Here is a 22317-nt window from a genome sequence, read left to right on the forward strand (position 1 = left end):
CTTTTTCTTTTGCTTTTTGAAATTTGTCCGTTTGATATTATTTTATTGTTTTGGGGCACTTTTATATACGCTTTTTGAAATTTGTCCATTTGATATTACTTCACCGTTTTGTGTTACTTTTTTGTACGTAACCGCTGTTATTTTATCACCAGTATTACTAATTACTTGAGAAGAAACTTCAACATTTTTACCAGTATTTGTACCGAAAATACGTGTAGTAATACTGCCGCCATTTGAAAATGCTTGAATGTAAATATGCTTACCTGTATTGTTTTTAAATTTTAAATCCGGACCATAATCTGCCACTGCTGCATCTTGCCCAAGTGGTAAATAATTTACGGGCATAGAATGATTGCTTCGAGAAACAATTCCTAAATCTGCCCTTAAAGCTGCACTATATAAAGTACTACTTACTTGGCAAACACCTCCGCCTGCACTTTGTATAATTTTACCTTGTGAATATACTGCTGCGGATTTATAGCCATTTGCAGCATCAGTTACGCCAACACGGCCATTAAAACTAAACGTGTCATCAGGTGCAACAATAACTCCACTTAAAGTATTAGCTGACTTATTTACGTTATAGGACTGATTTCCATTACGGCCAGCCATTGGGGTAGAGTATTCAGCAATCACTTCTTTAATCCCCATCTGTTGTATATCTTCTGTAGAACGTTCAGGTTTTATTAGTGTAACTGGTAATGCAACATCGGATGTGCCAGAAGTAATAGCTGCGCTTGTTAAATCGGTTAATTTTCCTTTATTAATTTTTTCCCCATTTTGACTTTGGCTAATATTTACTGTAGAGCCTTCAACACTTAATTCGGCGTTGACAGGATTTTTTAATGTTTCATTATATTTATCCTTTATAAAGGTTTCATAAGTTGTTGTATTTAATTGTGGTGTTAATTTATAGTCACGTTTTACTTCACCGTTTTCAGCTTGCTTACGCATGTTGTAACGATTCATTACGTTCCCTTCTTGCTCTTTAAAGATATTGTCGACAATATCTTTCTCTTTATAATCTACTCCTAAATCTTTCCATGTGTAATTTTGTTTATCATTTTGGAATACGTAGTTAAGAGATTTTTGATTTAATTCATTCACCTTTTGATTAACAATAGCTTGAATATCTGCTTTATTTTTTCCATCAAGAGAAATACCTTCAAATGTAGTGTTTGGTAGTGCAGTTGTATTTAGTTGAGTATTTAATTTGGATACATATTGATATCCACCAACACCACCAACACAAAGTAATATGCCACCAGCAATAGCGGAACCAATCAGTATTTTGCTTAGCTTCATTTATTTCCCCCCAGAAAAATTTGTATAAATATATGTATTACATTTTTTGTATAAAAATGATGAAAATAACATTATGTACGTACTAGTATACTATTATTTTCACTACGCGTGTAATGTTTTTATAAAAAATGTTACACCGTTGTAATAATTGTCTCTTTTTGTCACAATATGCATGAGAAATATGTTGAAAATTATAATAAAAAGGCTGCTTAGAAAAATCTAGCAGCCTTTTTATTATAATTTTTTATGCTCATTTTTATTCGTAACACCGAGATGTTCTTGAAGTGTTGTCGATATATCATTAACACTTTTTTCGTTTGGAACGTAATAATAAATACCACCTATATATTTATCAGTACCTTCCACTTGCAATTTATCCATTTTTAAATTTGAATCCATTGAATTTTTTGCAATAGTCATCATATCATCAAAAGTTAAATTTGTTTTTAAGTCTGTATCGACAGCATCTAATAGGCTTCCGATTTTATTAATGGAATTGAGAGATAGTGCTTTTTCAGCAATAGCTTCTAAAACAAGTTGTTGTCGTTGACCGCGCATATAATCACTGTCAATATGGCGAGTTCTAGCTAGTGCAAGTGCTTCTTCTCCATTTAAATGTTGACGCCCTTTTTTTAGGTGAATTGCATCTGCTTCGTCGCTACTGTTTTGTTCTGTGAACTCAACTGGAACGTCGACAGTTATACCACCTAGAGAATCAACGATCTTGATAAAGGATTTGAAATTAAATTTTACGTAGTAATCAACTGGGACATCTAAAAATTTTTCTACTGTATCAATTGTGCTGTCTACACCACCGAATACGTGTGCATGTGTAATTTTATCATATTTATCACGTGATTTAATGTAGACGCGTGAATCACGTGGAATGCTGACTAGTTTAACAGATTTATCATTTTTATTAATTGTTGCAAGTAGTAATGCATCTGTACGAGTCGCTTTTCCGTAACCTTTTTCCCTAATATCACTTTCATCAACACCCATGATCAGGACAGAAATATTATCAGTCATAGGTTTAACAGCTTTTTCACGTTTGCTGGATTTATCTCCTCGGCCGAGTTCAGAATAGGCGTTGCTTAAGACGGATTTTGCTTTACTGTATATATGGAAGGAATAGCCTCCTGCTCCCATTGCTACAATAAGTAAGGGAATAAGAAGGAACCAAAGTAGGCGCTTTTTCTTTGAACGTCCTTTTTTGGCTCGAGTTTCGTTGTTAATGTCGGATTTCATCATTTTTTCTCCTTTAAAACAATCAAAGTGTATACATCTAAAAGTGTATTAAAACACATAAAAAATATTTTACGCTAAATAAAAGGTATTGTACATGTATAAAAAATAGATGTCTTGATTATTTATCCCGCATTAACGGGCAGTAAAACTCCCACCTCAAAGTCCAGCGAATGCAAGGAAGTTAGGTGGGAGATAACTGCCCGTAAATGCCCGATTGGTTCAACTAATAATCAGAGGGGGATAGCCCCCTCTGATTAAAGTTTCACTTTATAAGACATCTATTCGTTATTGTATACAAAAGACAGGGATAAGAAAATGATAAAATTTTACCTAATTAAAGCATAATACTTACAATAATCGCAGATAAAATACTAACAAGAGTAGCGCCATATAGTAATTTTAGGCCGAAGCGGGCAACAACATTTCCTTGTTCTTCGTTTAACCCTTTTACCGCACCGGAAATAATTCCAATGGAAGAAAAGTTGGCAAAAGAAACGAGGAAGACAGAAATAATACCAACTGTACGGATAGAGAGAGTGCTGGAAATTTTACTAAGATCCATCATTGCTACAAATTCATTTGTTACAAGCTTTGTTGCCATAATGCTACCAGCTGTGACAATTTCAGAACTTGGTACGCCAATAAGAAATGCAATAGGGGCGAATACATAGCCTATTAGTTGTTGGAAAGTAATGCCGAATATAATGAGGAATAGGTCATTAATGCAACTCATTAATGCGACGAATCCAATGAGCATAGCGCCGACGACAATAGCTACGCGAAAACCATCAAGAATGTATTCTCCAAGCATTTCAAAGAAACTTTGTTTTTCCCCTTTTATTACCAAAATGTCTTCATCATCGTTAACGTCGTAAGGGTTAATAATGAGTACGATAATAAAACCACTAAATAAATTGAGAACGAGTGCGGTTACTACATATTTTGGTTCAATCATTGTCATATAGGCACCGACAATGGACATAGATACTGTTGACATAGCAGAGGCGCAAAGTGTATATAGTCGATGTTTTGGAATTTGGGCTAATTGTTTTTTAACCGTAATAAAAACTTCTGATTGGCCGACAATAGCGGAAGCGATGGCGTTGTAAGATTCTAATTTCCCAAGACCGTTTATTTTACTAAGAAAGAAACCAATCCAACGAATAAAGAATGGTAGTATTTTGAAATGTTGTAATATACCAATTAAGACGGAGATAAAGACAATCGGTAATAATACGTTAAGGAAAAATGGCATTTCCCCTTTATTTGCAAGGCCACCAAATACAAAGTTTATACCACTGGCAGCATACTCAAGTAGCCTCGTAAACAGGCTGGAAATTATCGTAATAAGTATGAGACCAATTTCTGTATTTAATAATAAATAGGTTAAAATTACCTGTATAATAAGCATGATGAAAATTGGTTTAAATTTAATATGCTTTTTATTGTTGCTAGCAATGTAGGCAAGGAAAAAAACAACGATAAGTCCAACGAAAAAAGTGATAAATTTCATAATAAGCCCCCTAAAAGAGATATTCTGATATATGTTTTTCATTTAAAGTGAGAATATGCATGTTTGGTAAAGAGAGGAATAGAGGAATCATGAATATATGTAGAATACATCACGTTGCAATTATTTGTTCAAATTATGAAGTGTCAAAGGATTTTTATACACGAATATTAGGTTTCAAAGTGAAGAATGAAGTATATAGAAAGGAACGAAATTCGTATAAGTTAGATTTATGTGTAGGAGGAGAGTATCAAATTGAATTATTTTCATTTCCAAGTCCGCCTGACCGCGCAAGCTTTCCAGAGGCTGCTGGACTTAGACATTTAGCTTTTGCGGTTACTGATATAGAAGAAGCTGTTAAACATTTAAACCGATGCGATGTTGAGACGGAATTGATACGTGTTGATGAGATAACGGGAAAAAAATTCGTCTTTTTCCAAGATCCTGACGGTTTGCCATTAGAATTGTATGAAGGCTGAAAATTGGTGAATTTTATATAGGGTTGCTTTCAAGTAAATGAAGAAACTAAAGTGAAACTTCTTTATTTAAAGGAGGTGTAACTTTAGCTAAGAAAAGCTAAAGGACATATGTGGATATTTTAAAATTATTGATGGTAGCTGTTCTTATTGCGCTAACAGGTTTCTTTGTAGCTGTAGAGTTTGCAATTATAAAGGTGCGTAGCAGTCGTATCGATCAACTTGTTAGTGAAAAAAGACGAGGCGCATTGGCAGCTAAAAAAGTAACTTCAAATTTAGATGAGTATTTATCGGCATGTCAGTTAGGAATTACGATTACTGCTTTAGGGCTCGGGTGGTTAGGAGAACCGACGATTAAACATTTACTCGAACCGCTGTTTTTAAAATTGGATTTATCTCCTGCAATTGCAAGTACAGTTTCATTTATTATTGCATTTGCAGTTATTACGTTTTTACATGTTGTAATTGGTGAACTTGCTCCAAAGACTTTTGCAATCCAAAAAGCAGAGCAAGTTAGCTTATTATTATCAAAGCCCATTATTTATTTTTACCGAGTTATGTATCCATTTATTTGGGCTTTAAATGGCTCTGCGCGATTTGTGACAGGCTTATTTGGTTTACATCCGGCTTCTGAACATGAAGTTGCGCATTCTGAGGAGGAACTAAGATTAATCTTGTCTGAGAGTTATGAAAGTGGCGAGATTAATCAAACTGAATTTAAATATGTAAATAACATCTTTGAATTTGATAACAGGGTAGCAAAGGAAATCATGGTACCTCGTACTGAAGTTGTTGGTTTATATGAAGATGAGCCTTTTGAGACACATATTAAAGTAATCGCACAAGAAAAATATACGAGATATCCAGTATTTGGTGAAGATAAAGATGAAATTATTGGGATGGTTAATGTAAAGGACTTATTTATTCGTTATATGGATGGTAATCGAGATGAAGAGTGTTCGATTACACCATATACACGTCCAGTTATTGAAGTGTTAGAAAATATCCCAATCCATGATTTACTATTGCAAATGCAAAGAAGGCGCATTCCATTAGCTGTATTATATGATGAATATGGTGGCACAGCAGGGATTGTTACATTGGAAGATATTTTAGAAGAAATTGTTGGAGAAATCCGAGATGAATACGATGAAGATGAGCATCCACCTATAGAACATATAAGTGAAGTGTGTAAAATTGTAGAGGGGAAAGTGCTTATTAGCGAAGTAAATGATTTATTTGGCATACATTTGGTCGCTGATGATGTTGATACAATTGGTGGTTGGATTATGGTACAAAAGCAAATCGTTGCTGAGGGGGATATTATTGAGAAACACGGCTTTTCTTTTAAAGTTCTTGAAAAGGATATGCATCAAATTAAGCGAGTTGAAATAAAGAAAGTAGAAGAATGAATGGATTTTCTATTATATAAACTTTAATAAAAAGTATATATAGAAAAATAAATGTTTGCGCTTTCAAAAAGGGTGCTATATAGTGAAGGTGGATACTGAAGAATTCTTTTAATGATACTCGTATTTTATAGGGCGAATTCTTTAGATAAGGATTTAGAATGAAAAGTATAGGTGATGAAAAATGATAGCAACGAAGGATATACGTATAGAAAAAGATTTTTTAGGTGAAAAGGAAGTACCGAGTTTAGCTTATTATGGTGTACAAACATTACGTGCCGTAGAAAACTTTCCTATTACAGGATACCGCATTCATCCGTCACTCATTACGGCAATGGCAATTGTAAAGAAAGCGGCAGCGCTTGCGAATATAGATACAGGTTACTTAGCTAAAGATATCGGGCAAGAAATTGCAGAAGCTGCACAAGAGATTATGGATGGAAAGTTCCATGATCAATTTATTGTAGACCCAATTCAGGGTGGAGCAGGTACTTCAATTAATATGAATACTAATGAAGTAATTGCTAATAGAGCGTTAGAACGTATGGGATACGAAAAAGGTGAATATGCGAAAATTAGCCCAAATACTCATGTGAACATGGCCCAATCAACAAATGATGCGTTCCCAACTGGGATTCATATTGCAACTCTTATGATGCTAGAAGAACTTCTTGTTACAATGGAAGAACTTCACTCTGCTTTTCATGATAAAGCAAAAGAGTTTGATCACGTCATTAAAATGGGGCGTACACATTTGCAAGATGCAGTTCCAATTCGCCTTGGGCAAGAATTCGAAGCATATAGCAGAGTGCTAGAGCGTGATATAAAAAGAATTAAACAGTCTCGTCAACATTTATACGAAGTTAATATGGGTGCGACAGCTGTCGGTACGGGATTAAATGCAAACCCTACTTATATAGAACAAGTTGTGAAGCATTTACGAACTTTTAGTGGTTTCCCTCTTGTTGGTGCAGAGCACTTAGTTGATGCGACGCAAAACACAGATGCGTATACAGAAGTATCTGCATCACTAAAAGTATGTATGATGAATATGTCTAAAATTGCAAATGACCTTCGTATTATGGCGTCTGGTCCACGTGTTGGATTGGCGGAAATCCAATTACCAGCTCGTCAACCAGGTTCATCTATTATGCCGGGTAAAGTAAATCCAGTTATGGCAGAAGTAATTAACCAAGTTGCTTTCCAAGTAATTGGAAATGACCATACCATTTGCTTAGCGTCAGAAGCTGGACAATTAGAGTTAAATGTAATGGAGCCGGTATTAGTATTTAATTTAATTCAATCCATCAGTATTATGAACAATGGATTCCGTGTATTCCGTGAATATTGTATTAAAGGAATTACAGCGAATGAAGAGTTGCTTAAGCAATATGTTGAAAAAAGTGTTGGAGTTATTACAGCAGTGAACCCTCATATTGGTTATGAAGCAGCTTCTCGCATTGCACGTGAAGCAATTGCGACAGGAAAGTCTGTTAGGGAGCTATGCTTAGAACATGGTGTACTTACAGCAGAAGAGCTTGATATTATTTTGGATCCATACGAAATGACGCATCCTGAAATTGCTGGTGCATCTTTATTAAAAAATAAAAAAGTATAAAATAAAACACCAATCCCCCTTATATAGGGATCGGTGTTTTATTTTAAAAGATATTAAATACAGAGTTAAGTTGAAGTAAGCTAATAATAGCTAAGAAGATTAAACTATATTTCATCACTGTTTTAAATAAGGCAGATTCTTGACCAACTAGTCCAACTGCTGCACAAGCAACTGCTACAGATTGTGGTGAAACCATTTTTGCGATTGTACCACCAACTACGTTTAATGAAACGAGAGTAGATGGAACGAGGTTTAACTGATCGGCAGTTACTGCTTGAAGTGGTGCGAATAATGAACCACTTGATACGACTGAACCTGTAATGAATACGCCAATCCATCCTAAAATTGGAGAAAGAACTGGGAATGCATTTCCTGTAGAAGAGAATGCAAGTCCAAGTGTAGATGACATACCAGAGTAGTTCTCTACGTAAGCTAAAGCGATAACACTACAAATTGTATATACTGGAACTTTTAATTCTTTTATTGTTTCGATCATTAATTCTTTAATCATTTTGCCGTTTACGCGGTAGACGATAAGTGAAACGATAATTGCTAATACAATCGCAGTAGTTGTAGAAGAGAATACATCTAGTTTGAAAATAGCTGCGAAAGGTGTATCAGCCTTTGTAATTGGTGCAGTTTTCATAACCGCATTATGAAGACCAGGGAATTGAATGTTAAATACTAAGTTTGCCAATGGACCATCCGGAGCAAATAAAGCTTTAATCGGTTTTAAATTAAAGATTGTTACGAATGCAGTTAAGAATACGAATGGAGACCAAGCATATAAAATTTGATTGAATGTATGAGATTCTTTTTCTTCTTGTTTTTCTTCTTTAGCAGAAGATTTTGGTTGCCACACACGTAAGAATAATGCAAGAGAGACCATACTTACAACGGCTGCGAAAATATTAGTAAGTTCTGCACCTAAGAAATAAGTTACAAGGAATTGAGTAATTGCGAAAGAAACACCACTTACAAGAATACCTTGCCAAGTTTCTTTAATACCTTTAATTCCATCTACCATTGAAACAAGTAAGAAAGGTAAAATAATGCTAATGAATGGTAAAATGTAAACAGTTTGACGACCGACAGTTAATGCATCAATTTGAGTTAATTGTGCAGGTACTGTAACTGGAATACCCATAGCACCCATAGCGCCACCAGCGATATTAGCTACTAAGCAAATACCTGCTGCTTTTAATGGATTAAAGCCCATACCTACAAGTAATGCTGCTGTAATAGCAACTGGAACACCGAAACCAGCTGCGCCTTCTAAGAAAGCACCGAAAGAATAAGCAATTAATAATACTTGTAAACGTTGATCATTTGTAATGCTTGAAATACTATCACGAATGACATTGAATTGTTCTGTTTTAACAGTTAATTTGTAAAGGAAAATAGCTGCGATAACGATAGTACAAATTGGATAAAATCCAGATAAAACACCAAATCCGGCAGATGCTACGGCCATAGTTGCTGGCATTTTATAAACAAATATTGCAAGAATAATAGCTACAATTACACTATAGAGACCAGCGATATAACCTTTCATTTTGAATCCCACTAAACAAATAATGAAGCAAAAAATTGGGAGTGCAGCGATTAGTGCAGATAACCAAATGTTGTTTAACGGGTCATAAATTTGTGTCCAAGTACTCATAATGATGACAACTCCTATCTATTTATATGTGAAGAAATTCACATTATTTGTGAAACTATTCACAATCAACTTACATGCTTAGTATATTCTCCTTCAACACTATTGTCAACGTGAAAAAGTATAATTATTCCATAATAGTGTTAAAAGTAACATTTTGTTCATAAAGTGGACAAAAAGCGTAATCAAATTGATTTGAATACGCTTTTATAAATTATTTACATATTCTTTCATTTTTTCATATGTCATTGGTCCTACATGCTTATATTGAATGACACCGTTTGTATCGATGACAAAAGATGTTGGAATGCTGATGATTTGATATGCGGCACTTGCCTGTCCTTTCTGATCTAATAGGACGGGGAAGGTATATTTGTTTTCTTCAAGAAATTGTTTTACATTGTTCGGGTCTTTTTCAGTAGCTGTCGCATTTACAGCGACAATTTCAATCCCCATATCTTTAGTATCATGATAAAACTTTTCCATATCAGGCATTTCTATTTTGCATGGACCACACCAGCTTGCCCAAAAATTCAATATTACTTTTTTTCCTTTATAGTCTGTAAGGCGAACTTCTTGACCAGTGGTTGTTTCCAGAAGGAAATTGAGGGCAACATTGCCAACTTCAGTTCCAACTGGGGTGTTTGATTTTGAAGCTATATCTTCTTTGTTGTCTAATAGGAAGTGATCGATAATAGTCCAGCTAACCGCAATGCTAATTAACGCAATAATAAACCATTTTTTAATATTACATCATCCTCCTTACTTAAATTTCCTTTTTATCGTAACAAAGTGGTTAAATATGGTCAAATTACTTTACGATAGGTTATCAATTATAGACGATATTTTACAATATCATTACTGTACATTTCAGTGAGGTGAAAATATAACAAAAAGCCTGATAAAACAACGTTTGTAAGCAAAGTATTGCGATCCCTTTGTTTTGCTTTTTTATTGTATCATATAGTATAATATTCAAAATCAGGTGGGATTTTTTCTTGAACTGTGTGCTGATAAAAGTCGGAAAATTTTCTCAGCATTATAGGTTGATAAAGTTATGTCGTAACAGGAAATATAAGAACAGATATATAAATAAATAATAAAGAAAATAAAAAACGAAAATGAGGGGAATTTTATGAACCAAAACCAATTTGACTGTCGTATTTCAGAAGAAGACGTACAGATGTTAAGAGCATTAGCTCATCCATTGCGTCTACGTTTAGTAATGGAACTAATGCAGCGTGGAACATGTAATGTAACACAATTACAAGAGGTATTAGAAATTCCGCAATCAACTGTTTCGCAGCATTTAACGAAATTAAAACAAAATAAAGTAGTACGCTTTGAGAGACGCGGGTTAGAAGTGTACTATCAAATTCATAACGATAAAGTAAGTGAAGTAGTAAAAACATTATTTTCTTAATTTTTGAATATTATGGAAAGAAGACGTGTGAAATATACGTCTTTTTTTATTTGGAAAGGATGTAATAATAGGAAGATTTGAGAGCGTATATATTAGCGCGTGAGAAACAAACAAACTATCGGTTGAAGTACTAAATTGACGGAATATATTCTGAAGGGATATGAAAAGATAGAAAGGAGTGTTGTAAGCCAAAGGAGGAACAATATAATGGATGTAAAACGTGTGAAACAGATATTATCTTCTTCAAGTAGAATTGATGTTACATATGAGGGAGTCCCCGTATGGATTGAGAGCTGTGATGAGCAGAAGGGGAGTGCTCAAGTGTATGACATATCCAATCCAGGAGAGAGCGTTCACGTGGATGTGACGGCTTTAGAAGAGATGTAATAGAAAAGACGCTTCTAATTGTAGAAGCGTCTTTTTTGTGTTATTCCATCATACTTGCAACTTTTTTAGAGCAGAGAAGAAGTACAAATCCTAGGACGATAACGATAATACCGATACTTGCAAATACTTCAAGATAGCCTAATGATTGTGTAAAGGAAGCAAGCTTACCAGCTAACCAGTTAGCCATACCTGAACCAGCTAACCATACACCCATTAGTAATGATGCTAATTTAACAGGTGCAATTGCACTTACCATTGATAGACCGATTGGTGATAAGAATAGTTCGCCAATTGTATGGAACATATAAGTGATAACGATGAATAATAAGTTTGCTTTAACAGTTATATCAGCTTCATTACTTCCAGTTTTTAGAACCGCTAATGTTAAAACAAGGTAACCTATACCTAGTAAAATCATACCAAATGCCATTTTTGTTGGTACTTTTAAATCGCCACGCTTTGATTTAGAAAGTTTTAACCATAGCATAGATACGAATGGTGCAAGTAGTACGATGAATGCTGGGTTAACTGATTGGAACCAAGATGTTGGAACTTCCCATCCGAAAATTGTACGATCTACGAATTTATCTGTATAAAGTGTTAAAGAACTACCAGCTTGTTCAAATCCTGCCCAGAAGAATACAACGAAACAAGTTAAAATTACAATTGCCCAAGTGCGATTTTTTTCTTGTTTTGTTAAAGGTTTCTTTTCAGTTGCAGGTTGATTTTTTGTTTTTTTACCAACAACTGTTGTTCCTGCTGTACCAAGGTAGCGAGGAGCTAATAAGTTGAAAACAATTTGGCCAATAATCATACCGATACAAGCTGCTAAGAATCCGTATTTATATCCCATAACCATAACGCCATCAACGCTTGTTTTAAAGAAATCTTCTGCTAAAAATCCACAAATAAGTGGAGCGAAGAAAGCACCTACGTTAATACCCATATAGAAGATAGTAAATGCACTGTCACGACGTGAATCATTTTCGTCATACAATTCACCTAACAGTGTAGAAATATTTGGTTTAAAGAATCCATTACCAATAACTAATAGTACTAATCCAAGTAATAGTCCTGTTTTTGTATTCATGGAGAATAGTACAAAGTTACCAATCGCCATAATAATTCCGCCGAGAGTAATGGCATGACGTCTTGTAATATAATGATCAGTTAGCCATCCGCCTATAATTGGCATGAAATATACTGCCGCTGTAAAAGTACCATATAATTGCACTGCAACTGCCTTATCAAATCCTAACCCGCCACTAACAGCAGCAGTTGTTAAATAAAGAACTAAAAGGCCACGCATTCCATAATAACTAAATCTTTCCCACATTTCTGTTAAGAACAACAAATATAATCCTGGTGGATGTTTTTTTGGTGATTGTTGTTCTCCAGCTTTTTCTAATTTTAAAGCTGCATCCATTTTTGTTTCCCCCTAATCCTGTATAACGGATATTTATGTAATTATTTTAATTCACAAAATATTTAGAAGTCAATAGAATTATATGGAAATAGCAAGAAAATTTCTAAAAAAATCTATTTTTCTTCAACCGTTATTGTATTTTTCCCTGAAAACAAGATAATAAGCGTTTTCAAATGTAATAATTGAATTCTAAAAGAAAATAAAATAGTGATTAATCAGAAAATTTAGATTAAAAAATCTATTCTGATATAGAGAAAAAATATTTTATTTACTTTTATAATATAACATATTGGGAATAAAAATACAAAATGAAATAATGTGAAATTTAAATAAAATGAAAAATAACCAGCTCCATAGAAGGGGAACTGGTTAGAAAAATATTATTTAACAAAGCGTTTTTCGATATCATCTAATAGTAGGTTAGCAGCCATTACACCACCAGCTGTATTCCAAATAACGTCGTCAACTTTGTATGCTTTACCATTCTTCACTGCATTTAAATTTTTAAATAGAGGATCATTTATATATTCTTTTTCTAGTTCAGAGCCTTTTTTCTCATTTCCTTTATCGAATGTGAAGTAGAATAATACATCGCCATCCATTGCTGAAATACGTTCTTTAGATACGTTACGTTCTGCGAAATCATTTTTATTTTGATCACCAGGACGTTTAAATCCAAGTTCTTTTAAAATAACACCAGAGAATGTATCACCATGATAAATACGAACATCACCAGGCATAAAACGTACCATAGAAATTTCTTGATTTACTTTATCGCCAAGTTTGCCTTTTAAATCTTTCATACGTGATTCGTAATCAGCTAAAACCTTTTGACCTTCTTTTTCTTTATTTAATGCTTTCGCATAAAATTTGAAGTTATCTTTCCATTCACCGCGTAATGTTTCAGAGAACACAGTAGGTGCGATTGCTTTTAGTTGCTCATATACTTTTTCGTGACGCATTTTGTTACCGATAATTAAATCTGGTTTTAAAGAAGCAATTGTTTCAACGTTAACTTGTCCTTCGTCGCCAACAACTTTTACATCTTTCATTTTGTCCTTAATATGTGGATACCATGGATCACCAGTCCAAGACTTTACAGCACCAACTGGTTTCACACCTAATTCAAGTAAAGCTTCAGTTCCTTCATTCGTTAAAATAACGACACGTTTTGGATTAGCAGGAACTTCTGTTTTACCCATTGCGTGTTCAACCGTAATCATTTCTTTTTTATTATCTTCTTTTGTTGCTTCTTCTTTGTTATTTGACTTTCCACAAGCACTTAAAAGCAGTGAAAATGCTAGTAGAAATACAAATACTGTAAACGATTTCTTTTTCATGAAATTCATTATGTACCCCCTACATGTTGAGAAAATTTTTCAATTGCAAGCATGATATTAAAACTTTGCTGCTCGGTTGTCAATATATATCACTGAAAATGATTATCAGTTTTATTGACAATGCGAATTAAGTTGAAATAAACTAACAACGTATCATTATACATTGAAGGGGAAACGCTGCATGTTATTAAAAACAAATCAAGCAAAATGGATTGGATTATTTGTTGGGATCATTGCAGTCGTTATTTGTATTTGGGGAAGTATTATTTTCGGATATACAAATACGAGTTGGAAATTAGCGTTAGATGCTTTTTTCCATTTTAATGGTTCAAATGAACATATTATTATTCAAAATGTGCGTCTACCAAGGGCACTAATTGCAGCCAGTGTTGGTGCTAGTTTAGCCATAGCGGGTTGTTTAATGCAAACTTTAACAAAGAACCCACTTGCTTCTCCAGATTTTATTGGATTAAATTCAGGTGCTGCTTTCTTCATAGTTGTAGCAATTGTGATTTTTTCCGTTACATCATTATCAGCTTTCACTTGGATTGCCTTTTTAGGAACGGCAGTTGCAGCAGTACTAGTATTCGCTTCTAGTTCTTTAGGAAAAGAAGGGACAACCCCGCTCAAGTTAACATTAGCGGGTGTAGCGATAAGTGCTTTGTTTTCATCATTAACACAAGGGTTACTTGTATTAAATGAAAAGGCGCTGGAAGAAGTTTTATTTTGGCTTGCTGGATCTGTACAAGGGAGAAAGTTAGAAATTTTACAATCTGTATTCCCGTATTTATTAGTAGGTTGGATTGCATCTCTTATGATGGCAGGGAAAGTAAATACATTGATGATGGGAGAAGACGTCGCGAAAGGACTTGGACAACGAACAATTTTAATGAAATCATTCGTACTACTTATTATTGTACTGTTGTCTGGTGGTTCAGTTGCGGTTGCTGGCCCAATAGGATTTATTGGAATTGTTACTCCGCATTTTGCTAGATCTCTTGTTGGAGTTGATCACAGATGGAGAGTACCCTATAGCGGCTTGTTAGGTGCAATACTACTAATCTTGGCTGATATAGCAGCAAGATATGTCATTATGCCACAAGAAGTACCAGTAGGGGTTATGACAGCATTTATCGGAGCCCCATTCTTTATTTATATTGCACGTAAGAGAGGGCTTAGCAAATGAAGAAGTATATTCCGTTTCGTATAGGAAAAGATGGGTTCTCGTTTTTAATGTATAAACGAGCTATTCTAGTCTTATTAAGTTTACTAGCTATTTTAATAGGATTATTTTTTGCCAGTGCAGGGATGGGCGATATGAAAATTGCTCCTTATGATGTATGGCAAGCGATTACCGGAAATGGCGATGAGATGTCAAATATGGTTGTAAATAAGTTTCGTATGCCACGTATTTTAATTGCTATTCTTGTAGGAATCGCACTTGCTGTAGCAGGATGTATTTTACAAGGGCTCGTTCGAAATCCACTTGCTTCTCCTGATATCATTGGAATCACAGGTGGTGCAAGTGTTGCAGTTGTACTCTTTTTAGCGATATTTAGTGATAAAAATAATGCGCTAACAGTAAGCATTCATTATATGCCGCTCGCAGCTTTTGCTGGTGCGACGATTGTTGCGTTTTTTGTATATTTATTTGCATGGAGAAATGACGGGTTATCACCGATTAGTCTTGTTTTAATTGGTGTTGGATTTTGGGCATTAACGAAAGCGGCAACGACTTTATTTATGTTGTTAGCCCCAATTTATCAAGCAAGTCAAGCGAATGTATGGATTACAGGTACTGTTTATGGTTCTTCATGGCAAAATGTTATGGTACTTGCGCCTTGGGTTCTCATTTTAACGGTAATATCATTTATCGCTGCGAGACATTTAAATGCACAAGAGCTAGGGGATGATATAGCAGTGGGACTTGGTGTTCCTTTAACGAAGTCGCGTGTATTTATGTTGTTACTTAGTACAGCTTTAATTGGCGGGGCAGTTGCCTTTGCAGGAGGAATTGGATTTGTTGGTTTAATGGCACCTCATATTTCACGAAGGTTAGTTGGCTCTTTCTACGGTGCATTGCTCCCAGTTGCGGCGATTATCGGTGCAATTTTAGTACTTGCTGCAGATTTAATTGGGCGTACAGTTTTCACACCACTTGAAATTCCAGCAGGGGTATTTACATCAGCAATTGGTGCACCTTATTTTATTTATTTACTTTATAAAAGTCGGAATTCATAAAGGGAGATGAATATGCAAAAAGCATTGGAGACGAAACGCTTGACGCTGTCGTATGGTGAAACAATTATTATTGATGAGCTGAATTTAGAAATTCCAAAAGGGGAAATTACAATCTTCATCGGTTCTAACGGTTGTGGGAAATCAACTTTATTACGTTCACTAGCTAGATTATTAAAGCCAACAACCGGTGACATTTTGTTAGATAATCAAGCAATTCAAAGTATGCAAACGAAGCAAATTGCTCGTCAAATGGCGATTTTACCGCAAGGTCCACAAGCGCCAGAAGGACTTACAGTATTGCAACTTGTTAAGCAAGGACGTTATCCATATCAAACATGGCTGAAGCAGTGGTCAGAAAAAGATGAGGAAATGGTACAAAAAGCGCTTGCGGCAACGGGTATGACAGAATTTGCTGAGCGTGATGTTCATGCTCTTTCAGGTGGACAACGTCAACGTGCTTGGATTGCAATGACCCTTGCACAAGATACCGATATTATTTTACTGGATGAGCCAACTACATATTTAGATATGACTCACCAAATTGAAGTGTTAGATTTATTATTCGAATTAAATGAAACAGAGAAAAGAACGATTGTTATGGTATTGCATGATTTGAACTTGGCATGCCGTTATGCAGACAATATTGTAGCTATTCAGGATAAACAAATATATGCGCAAGGTAAACCAGAAGAAGTTGTTGATCAAAAGTTAGTTCGTGATGTATTCCGTATGGAGTGTCAAATAAGCGCTGATCCGTTATTTGGAACACCGCTCTGTATCCCGCACGGAAGAGGAAGAAGTGTACGTAAAGAAGCTGTTCAGGCGATGAGATAATAAAAAAACGATGAATAATTTTTTATTTAGAATCAAGAGAAAGGCGTTTGGTATATGCACACCAAGAATAATTATATAATGTGCAACATTATATAGACAAAAAGAAGAGGATAGAACAAACAGAGGAATTCTGCTTGTTCTATCCTTTTATTGTACTACAAATGACCTCATTTACTACTACAATGTATTTGCTTTTGTGTAAAGTGATAATAAAGTTATTGAATTTTGTTATGAAATATATATAAGCCTTGCACATTTTATTGTACTAAGGCTCTTTAAAGTTGTTTAATTTCTATCCATTTAATTGCATTTTGCACTCAAAAATCAATAATAAAGTTATTTAATCCTTATTGAACTAAAGCACCTGTTAGTTGAAGAACAACAAAATGAACTGACAAGCAACAGATATGGAAATTTGGCTAAAAAAGTTATCGATTGTATTTACTCGCTTGATTCGCAAACCGAATTGCTCCTAATTAGCCAGTCTTTGATTAGTTCTTGTACTATTTTACGTTTTTCTATTTGAAGCATATGACCAGCACCATCTAAAATGGAAAACGTAGCATTCGGAAATTTTTCTAGAAGAAAAAGGTGATCTTTATAACCACAGATTGAATCTTGTTTCCCTAGAATAATGAGTACAGGTTGTGTAAGTGTACCTACATCATTAAGCGGTTCTTCAGAAAGAAAATACCCTTTCTCTCTCCAATTTGACATTAAAAAATTTTTATTAGCTAATAATCGTCCAGGTTGGATTTCGTTTAAAAAGTAGTTGAGGTTCTCTTTATTTTGATAATTCATCAATGTTTCAAAAGCCATTCTTATATCAGAATCCAATTCTGTTAATAAATCTTCATCTTTTGTAACAACTATTTTTTTAGGAAGATCCCTATCTTTCAAATGAAGTGAAGTAGCCAGCAAACAAATACTCTTTACATTTTTATGTCTATGGTGCAAAACACCTTGTGCCAAATATCCTCCAAATGAAAAACCAATAAGAGAAAATGCTTGGTTAGGAATTGTCATATCAATAAAGTTCAAAATATTTAAAAGCATATCATCTGAAGAGTTGAAATTTTCGTCAATTAAACTTCGACCGTGAGCAGGTAAATCTATATATATCCTCTGAAAACCCTGAATCTTATCAAAAATTGGCTCTATCCAGGCTTTCATAGATTTATGGTCTGTACCCATTGAATGCATTATTAATATTGGAAAGCCATTCCCTACGATTTCATAATAAATACTACCCTTTGCAACTAAGCAATCCATCGGTATTTTTCTCCCTATTCATATCAATTTTATCCAACCTATTTTATGTCAACCTACTATGATATAGTTCTGTACTAAGTTGAAAATACCTTTTGACCGCTTGAAAGAAAGATTTTTAAATAACTTTATTATTTTTTAAATGACTATGTTGTGAATTAAACAACTTTATTGTCATTCTACATTTTGTAGTGGTACATAAAGATGTTCTATTGGAACTGCTCGAATTGCTTGGCTACCCACGCTTCATTGTTTTCTGCAATATATTGTTCTGCCAAGATGAGTCGTTGTACAAGTTCTTTCTTAGACATCTTTATATATTTTCGTTCGGTGTTTTCTATGCTTCGGTCTGCTCGTATACGTCGATAATCAACAGAAGTAAAGGCGACAGAACATTTTTGTAGAGACTGATTGGAATTTGATTTTTGCTTGTATGTTTTGCTGTGTTGTTTATAATACTCATTCAATTGTGGATTTGTCGTAATTGTGTTGGGGTGAATCCCTTTTCCTTCGGAATCAATCTCTTTGGACTTCTCCGATACAGTTTTTAGTGTAACAGGAAGGTTTTGTTTGACCAGAAGGTCAATTGCCCCCTTCCCTAACAGGAGGGAGCGTTGGCTTCGAGATTCATGAACTCCTTTGAGCCATGTTCGATTATTTTTTGAAGGAAATGTTCGGTTCATATGTCTGTTCCTCCCGATATTTTTCAATCAATTCAATCTCTTTTAATTCATTCCTTGCAAGTTTCCGCATCTGTTTTGCCTTATTTACTTCAATCGTCAAACCCATAGAAGCAAAACGCTTTTCCATATCCTTTGATAATTCAATTGTTTCAAGAAGTTCATGCTTCTTTTCAGGTTGCGGAATTTTTGCCACACATCCTAAACATGCCATTTTCACAGGACATACTTTGTCTGTTACACAAGTACCGCCTATCACGTTGTTGTATACACCTACTTTGGCTTTGTATTCCTCCCATTCCCGCTGAAGTTCTTCGGGACTTCGAAGAATCGCCTCATCTAAATCAATATAGTTAGCAATCACGTCATGTAATTCTCCAATTTTTTCAGCTACTTGACTTGGAGTAGGTTCCGAATAATATCTTGTTACATTCAAGTCATGCTGATGGAGCATTTTTGCTACAATGTCAATCGGAATTTCCTGACGTTGAACAGCTTCCGTTGCGAATGCATGACGTAGTAAGTGCGTTTTAATGACAACAGTTTCTCCCTCTTGCGTCTCAAAAAACAATCCATGCAAGAGAAGACGTAGGCAAGAAGTAATCGAATGTGTATTAAATGATTTCTCATTATACTGAAAGAAATAAGGTTTTGGTTCTGGAAATAGGTGCTTTCTGTCACCTCGATACTTTACACTTGGAATTGCGCCATTATAATGTTCTTTCAGCATCAAATTGACTCTCTTTATTAGTTGAAAGGTTTGCTTGCTGATTGGATAAGGTTCAAGCGCATCTCGCCCTTTTGGGATAGCATAAAAAGAGAATTTTAAATCTCCATTTACCTTAATAGCTTGTAGACAATCTTTTTCACTGTTAAGTTGTAATAGTTCGTTGAGCCTTGCTCCTGTTGTTGTGAGAATGTCTACCGCTAACAAACCGAAGGTTGTTGCGACATAAAATGGTTCTACATCAAATAGAATGCCTTCGGCTTTACTGCTGTGAAGAGAAACAAAGGTACTTGTAGATAGAATACCCTTTTGTCTGGACCAAAACGGTCCGGTGTTTCCTGTTAAATTTTCTTCTCCATATCCCCATGAAAACAAGAGTTTTCGTTTCTGCTTTATTTCTTCCTCTGTCGCATTTTGAAACCACATCCCCAACACGCCTGCTTGTAGGATTTCTGTAAACCATAGCCCCTCCGTTACATCGTCATCTTCCAATCGTTCGGCTTTCAAAAACTCTACAAAATAATGATTATTTTCCTTAGAATACGTTCCTGTACACTTTTGGGCTGAGTTTACAATAGATTTTGTAAATGTTTCTTTGTGATAGACGACAAAAGAAGGTTTGTCCCATAAACGAAAATAAAATCGCTCTCCAATGCGTTCAGGCTCTTCATAATGAAACTCTAAAGGTAACATGACATCTCCTTGTTCAGCTTGTAAGCAAGCTGTCAGAAAGGCTTCTCGTAATCGTTTCATCTGATTCCAGCGGAAGTTTGCTTCCGACCGAATTTGAGAAAGATGAGGCACGATGGCATCCGTTTCACTCTTGCGGGTGTTTCGAGCTTGTTCCTTTGCTTGCTTATTAAATGTAAAATCTCGAATATCAAACATAGGTATAGGGAGTAAGAATTGCTGAAAATATTCCTGTTGTTCTTGATTTAACTTTAATACGAGCCATTTCTTAGTGAAATAGGTAACTGCGGTGTAGTTTTGTAGAAATACTGCTCTTTGGCTATTTGAATGTTCGGGATAAATAAGACCTTTCAAATAGTCATACATATGCGTCTCTGTATCAAAATCAGTAAAGGATTGTAAGTCGTAAGCATGAAATATATTTTTAAACCTAACATTTATATATCTGATATTATTATATACTGTTCGTGCATCCAAATTTCTGTCTCCGCTAATAAGCATCGTCAATAGTAATTGATTCTGCCAAGGTGTATCTAAACAATTACTAAGGAAATATTTCACAGGGAATTCATCCAATTTATCTAACAGAAATACACCTCTGCTATCACGCAAATGAAGAATGTGTTCATCCACTTTACCTGCTAATTCCTTATAAAAAGGGGAGTTTGGTGAACTCGTAGTTGGTGTCATCATTCATCCTCCAAATCATCCAATAGTGCTTGTATATCTACTTCTAACTCTGTTTCTTTTGCTGTATCTATAACATTCAGAAGGGGTTTATTAATACGTTTCTGTTTCGGCTGTTCCATGTACTCTTTTTCTTTCTCTGCTATATTTTCAAGCATATTGTCATGAAAACTTCGATATCTTTCTTCGTCAAAGTGATGTTCGTACACTTCAATCGTGTCTTTTTGTTTCCACTTCATGTATTTAATGAGCTCATCTTTTCGCTGTTTAATTTCTGCATTTGTCTTGGAAACATTATAAATCTCACGCATACTTGTCGTGACATACCAATGTCTTGTTTTATGTGGATTTAACCTCATGTCCATCATCTTCATGATCTTATTCCAATGTGGATACCAAGCCTGATACGAAAATGGTGTTCCTCGTTCCGTCAGGAACATGGGTGCATCGTTAGGTAGAGAATCAAAATTCCGCCCTAAATGGTCAATTTTTTTACGCTCTTGATTGATATATTGAAACAGAAGCTTCGTTGTGTTTTTGCTGAACCTCAGAAACTTTGCTCTACGTCCATGACTGCCTTTGTTAAACGTGCTGACTTCTTCAAAGGACTTGCGGGAACGATAATCGCCAATGGTCAATTCAATTACCTCTGAAACTCTCGCCCCTGTCTCAAATAACATACGGACGATGACTTTTTCTCGCAATGACCAATTTACCTGATTACCTGCCTGTTTAACTTTATGATAGAGAAGAGGGTCATCAATAATTTCAGGTTGCCATTCCTCGTTAATGAGCTTGAAGTATGAATCTGTCAAACGTCTATGCACAATTGGGCTTTCTGTTCCTGCTTCGGCAGGCATTCGAGGTTTGTTCTCTCTCACACCTTCGGTATTTGTTTTGTAATCGTCCAATATCGCATGAGAATCGATAAGAGGATTCCGATAGCCATACTGTCTCAGTGTAATCAAGGACTTATAAAATGACTTGAGAGCGGAAAGGAAGCGATGAACGGTATTCGGACTTTTTTTGGAACGATTGACAAAGCGAAAAGAATCTTTTTCCCGTACTTTACAAGCCATTTCGTCCATCAAATAATCTTCCGCAGCGACCCGTATGGCTTCAGGATAATCACTCCATTGTACATGTTGCCCTTGATAGTTGCTGTATTTGTCTAACCAAGTGAAGAACGGCAGAAGGCATTGGAGATACGATAACGCCGTACTTTCTGAAATTTTTCTACTGGCATCATCATAAAATTCTGTCAGTGGTAGAAATACTTTGTTATTCGGTTCAAACACAAGTAATGTATATCGGCTTTGAACACCTTTTGGACAACGTAAGTGGTAATAACTATCTCTCATTTTCAAAGCCTCCTGTTAGATATTCA

Annotated in this window: 19 protein-coding genes; 8 read left to right on the top strand and 11 right to left on the bottom strand. The window is 35.1% G+C overall.

Going from position 1 to position 22317, the window contains the following annotated elements:
- Positions 1 to 42 precede the first annotated feature (42 nt).
- The 3 genes from MHI07_RS02940 to MHI07_RS02950 form a co-directional block, all read right to left on the bottom strand.
- Positions 43 to 1305: a VanW family protein gene (locus MHI07_RS02940; RefSeq protein ID WP_340821851.1), complete on the bottom strand. Its 1263-nt coding sequence runs from the start codon at positions 1303 to 1305 to the stop codon at positions 43 to 45.
- A 234-nt stretch (positions 1306 to 1539) separates the two neighbouring features.
- On the bottom strand, positions 1540 to 2556 hold the full coding sequence (locus MHI07_RS02945; protein WP_016103505.1) for an LCP family protein: 1017 nt from the start codon (positions 2554 to 2556) through the stop codon (positions 1540 to 1542).
- A 331-nt stretch (positions 2557 to 2887) separates the two neighbouring features.
- Positions 2888 to 4066: a NupC/NupG family nucleoside CNT transporter gene (locus tag MHI07_RS02950; protein ID WP_078173857.1), complete on the bottom strand. Its 1179-nt coding sequence runs from the start codon at positions 4064 to 4066 to the stop codon at positions 2888 to 2890.
- Between the two features lie 89 nt (positions 4067 to 4155).
- On the opposite strand from MHI07_RS02950, the gene gloA2 reads away from it, so the two are divergent.
- The 3 genes from gloA2 (at position 4156) to aspA (ending at position 7566) form a co-directional block, all read left to right on the top strand.
- Positions 4156 to 4542 (top strand): SMU1112c/YaeR family gloxylase I-like metalloprotein, encoded by a 387-nt coding sequence (gene gloA2 / locus MHI07_RS02955; protein WP_088098695.1) that lies wholly within the window; start codon positions 4156 to 4158, stop codon positions 4540 to 4542.
- A gap of 110 nt (positions 4543 to 4652) precedes the next feature.
- Positions 4653 to 5951 carry a hemolysin family protein gene (locus tag MHI07_RS02960; RefSeq protein WP_002159325.1) on the top strand — a complete coding sequence of 433 codons (1299 nt, stop codon included), beginning with the start codon at positions 4653 to 4655 and terminating at the stop codon, positions 5949 to 5951.
- Positions 5952 to 6132: 181 nt separating this feature from the next.
- Positions 6133 to 7566, top strand: a complete 1434-nt coding sequence (aspA, locus tag MHI07_RS02965; RefSeq protein WP_078173856.1) for an aspartate ammonia-lyase — start codon at positions 6133 to 6135, stop codon at positions 7564 to 7566.
- 43 nt (positions 7567 to 7609) lie between these two features.
- On the opposite strand, the gene MHI07_RS02970 is transcribed toward aspA, so the two are convergent.
- Positions 7610 to 9229, bottom strand: coding sequence for an L-lactate permease (locus MHI07_RS02970; protein WP_340821858.1), 1620 nt, complete (start codon positions 9227 to 9229; stop codon positions 7610 to 7612).
- 204 nt (positions 9230 to 9433) lie between these two features.
- Positions 9434 to 9973 (bottom strand): redoxin domain-containing protein, encoded by a 540-nt coding sequence (locus MHI07_RS02975; protein ID WP_307839164.1) that lies wholly within the window; start codon positions 9971 to 9973, stop codon positions 9434 to 9436.
- Between the two features lie 388 nt (positions 9974 to 10361).
- Between MHI07_RS02975 and MHI07_RS02980 the strand changes: the two genes are divergently transcribed.
- Positions 10362 to 10649, top strand: coding sequence for an ArsR/SmtB family transcription factor (locus MHI07_RS02980; RefSeq protein WP_001075217.1), 288 nt, complete (start codon positions 10362 to 10364; stop codon positions 10647 to 10649).
- Between the two features lie 207 nt (positions 10650 to 10856).
- Positions 10857 to 11036: an acid-soluble spore protein H gene (locus MHI07_RS02985; RefSeq protein ID WP_215598089.1), complete on the top strand. Its 180-nt coding sequence runs from the start codon at positions 10857 to 10859 to the stop codon at positions 11034 to 11036.
- Between the two features lie 40 nt (positions 11037 to 11076).
- Here MHI07_RS02985 and MHI07_RS02990 read toward each other — a convergent pair whose 3' ends face one another.
- Complete coding sequence (locus MHI07_RS02990; RefSeq protein ID WP_002169176.1) at positions 11077 to 12462, bottom strand: peptide MFS transporter; 1386 nt, start codon at positions 12460 to 12462, stop codon at positions 11077 to 11079.
- A gap of 380 nt (positions 12463 to 12842) precedes the next feature.
- Positions 12843 to 13811 carry an ABC transporter substrate-binding protein gene (locus tag MHI07_RS02995; protein ID WP_016103511.1) on the bottom strand — a complete coding sequence of 323 codons (969 nt, stop codon included), beginning with the start codon at positions 13809 to 13811 and terminating at the stop codon, positions 12843 to 12845.
- 172 nt (positions 13812 to 13983) lie between these two features.
- Between MHI07_RS02995 and MHI07_RS03000 the strand changes: the two genes are divergently transcribed.
- The 3 genes from MHI07_RS03000 to MHI07_RS03010 are packed head-to-tail and all read left to right on the top strand — an operon-like array spanning position 13984 to position 16877.
- Complete coding sequence (locus MHI07_RS03000) at positions 13984 to 14988, top strand: FecCD family ABC transporter permease (RefSeq protein ID WP_002159320.1); 1005 nt, start codon at positions 13984 to 13986, stop codon at positions 14986 to 14988.
- On the top strand, positions 14985 to 16043 hold the full coding sequence (locus MHI07_RS03005; RefSeq protein WP_002114017.1) for a FecCD family ABC transporter permease: 1059 nt from the start codon (positions 14985 to 14987) through the stop codon (positions 16041 to 16043). The genes MHI07_RS03000 and MHI07_RS03005 overlap by 4 nt, the downstream gene beginning before the upstream one ends.
- Positions 16044 to 16055: 12 nt before the next feature.
- Entirely contained in the window at positions 16056 to 16877 is an 822-nt protein-coding gene (locus MHI07_RS03010; protein WP_002114020.1) for an ABC transporter ATP-binding protein, read from the top strand.
- A gap of 441 nt (positions 16878 to 17318) precedes the next feature.
- On the opposite strand, the gene MHI07_RS03015 is transcribed toward MHI07_RS03010, so the two are convergent.
- The 4 genes from MHI07_RS03015 to MHI07_RS03030 all read right to left on the bottom strand — a co-directional run bounded on the left by MHI07_RS03015 (position 17319) and on the right by MHI07_RS03030 (position 22291).
- A complete protein-coding gene (locus MHI07_RS03015; protein ID WP_078173852.1) occupies positions 17319 to 18149 on the bottom strand; it encodes an alpha/beta fold hydrolase in 831 nt (276 codons plus the stop codon).
- A gap of 206 nt (positions 18150 to 18355) precedes the next feature.
- A complete protein-coding gene (locus tag MHI07_RS03020; RefSeq protein WP_078173851.1) occupies positions 18356 to 18829 on the bottom strand; it encodes a hypothetical protein in 474 nt (157 codons plus the stop codon).
- Positions 18801 to 20933, bottom strand: a complete 2133-nt coding sequence (locus tag MHI07_RS03025) for a site-specific integrase (protein ID WP_078173850.1) — start codon at positions 20931 to 20933, stop codon at positions 18801 to 18803. The genes MHI07_RS03020 and MHI07_RS03025 overlap by 29 nt, the downstream gene beginning before the upstream one ends.
- On the bottom strand, positions 20933 to 22291 hold the full coding sequence (locus MHI07_RS03030; protein ID WP_340821870.1) for a tyrosine-type recombinase/integrase: 1359 nt from the start codon (positions 22289 to 22291) through the stop codon (positions 20933 to 20935). The genes MHI07_RS03025 and MHI07_RS03030 overlap by 1 nt, the downstream gene beginning before the upstream one ends.
- Positions 22292 to 22317 lie beyond the last annotated feature (26 nt).

The sequence above is a fragment of the Bacillus sp. FSL H8-0545 genome (genome assembly GCF_038006105.1).
In the GTDB taxonomy this organism is placed as follows: Bacteria; Bacillota; Bacilli; order Bacillales; family Bacillaceae_G; genus Bacillus_A; species Bacillus_A cereus_U.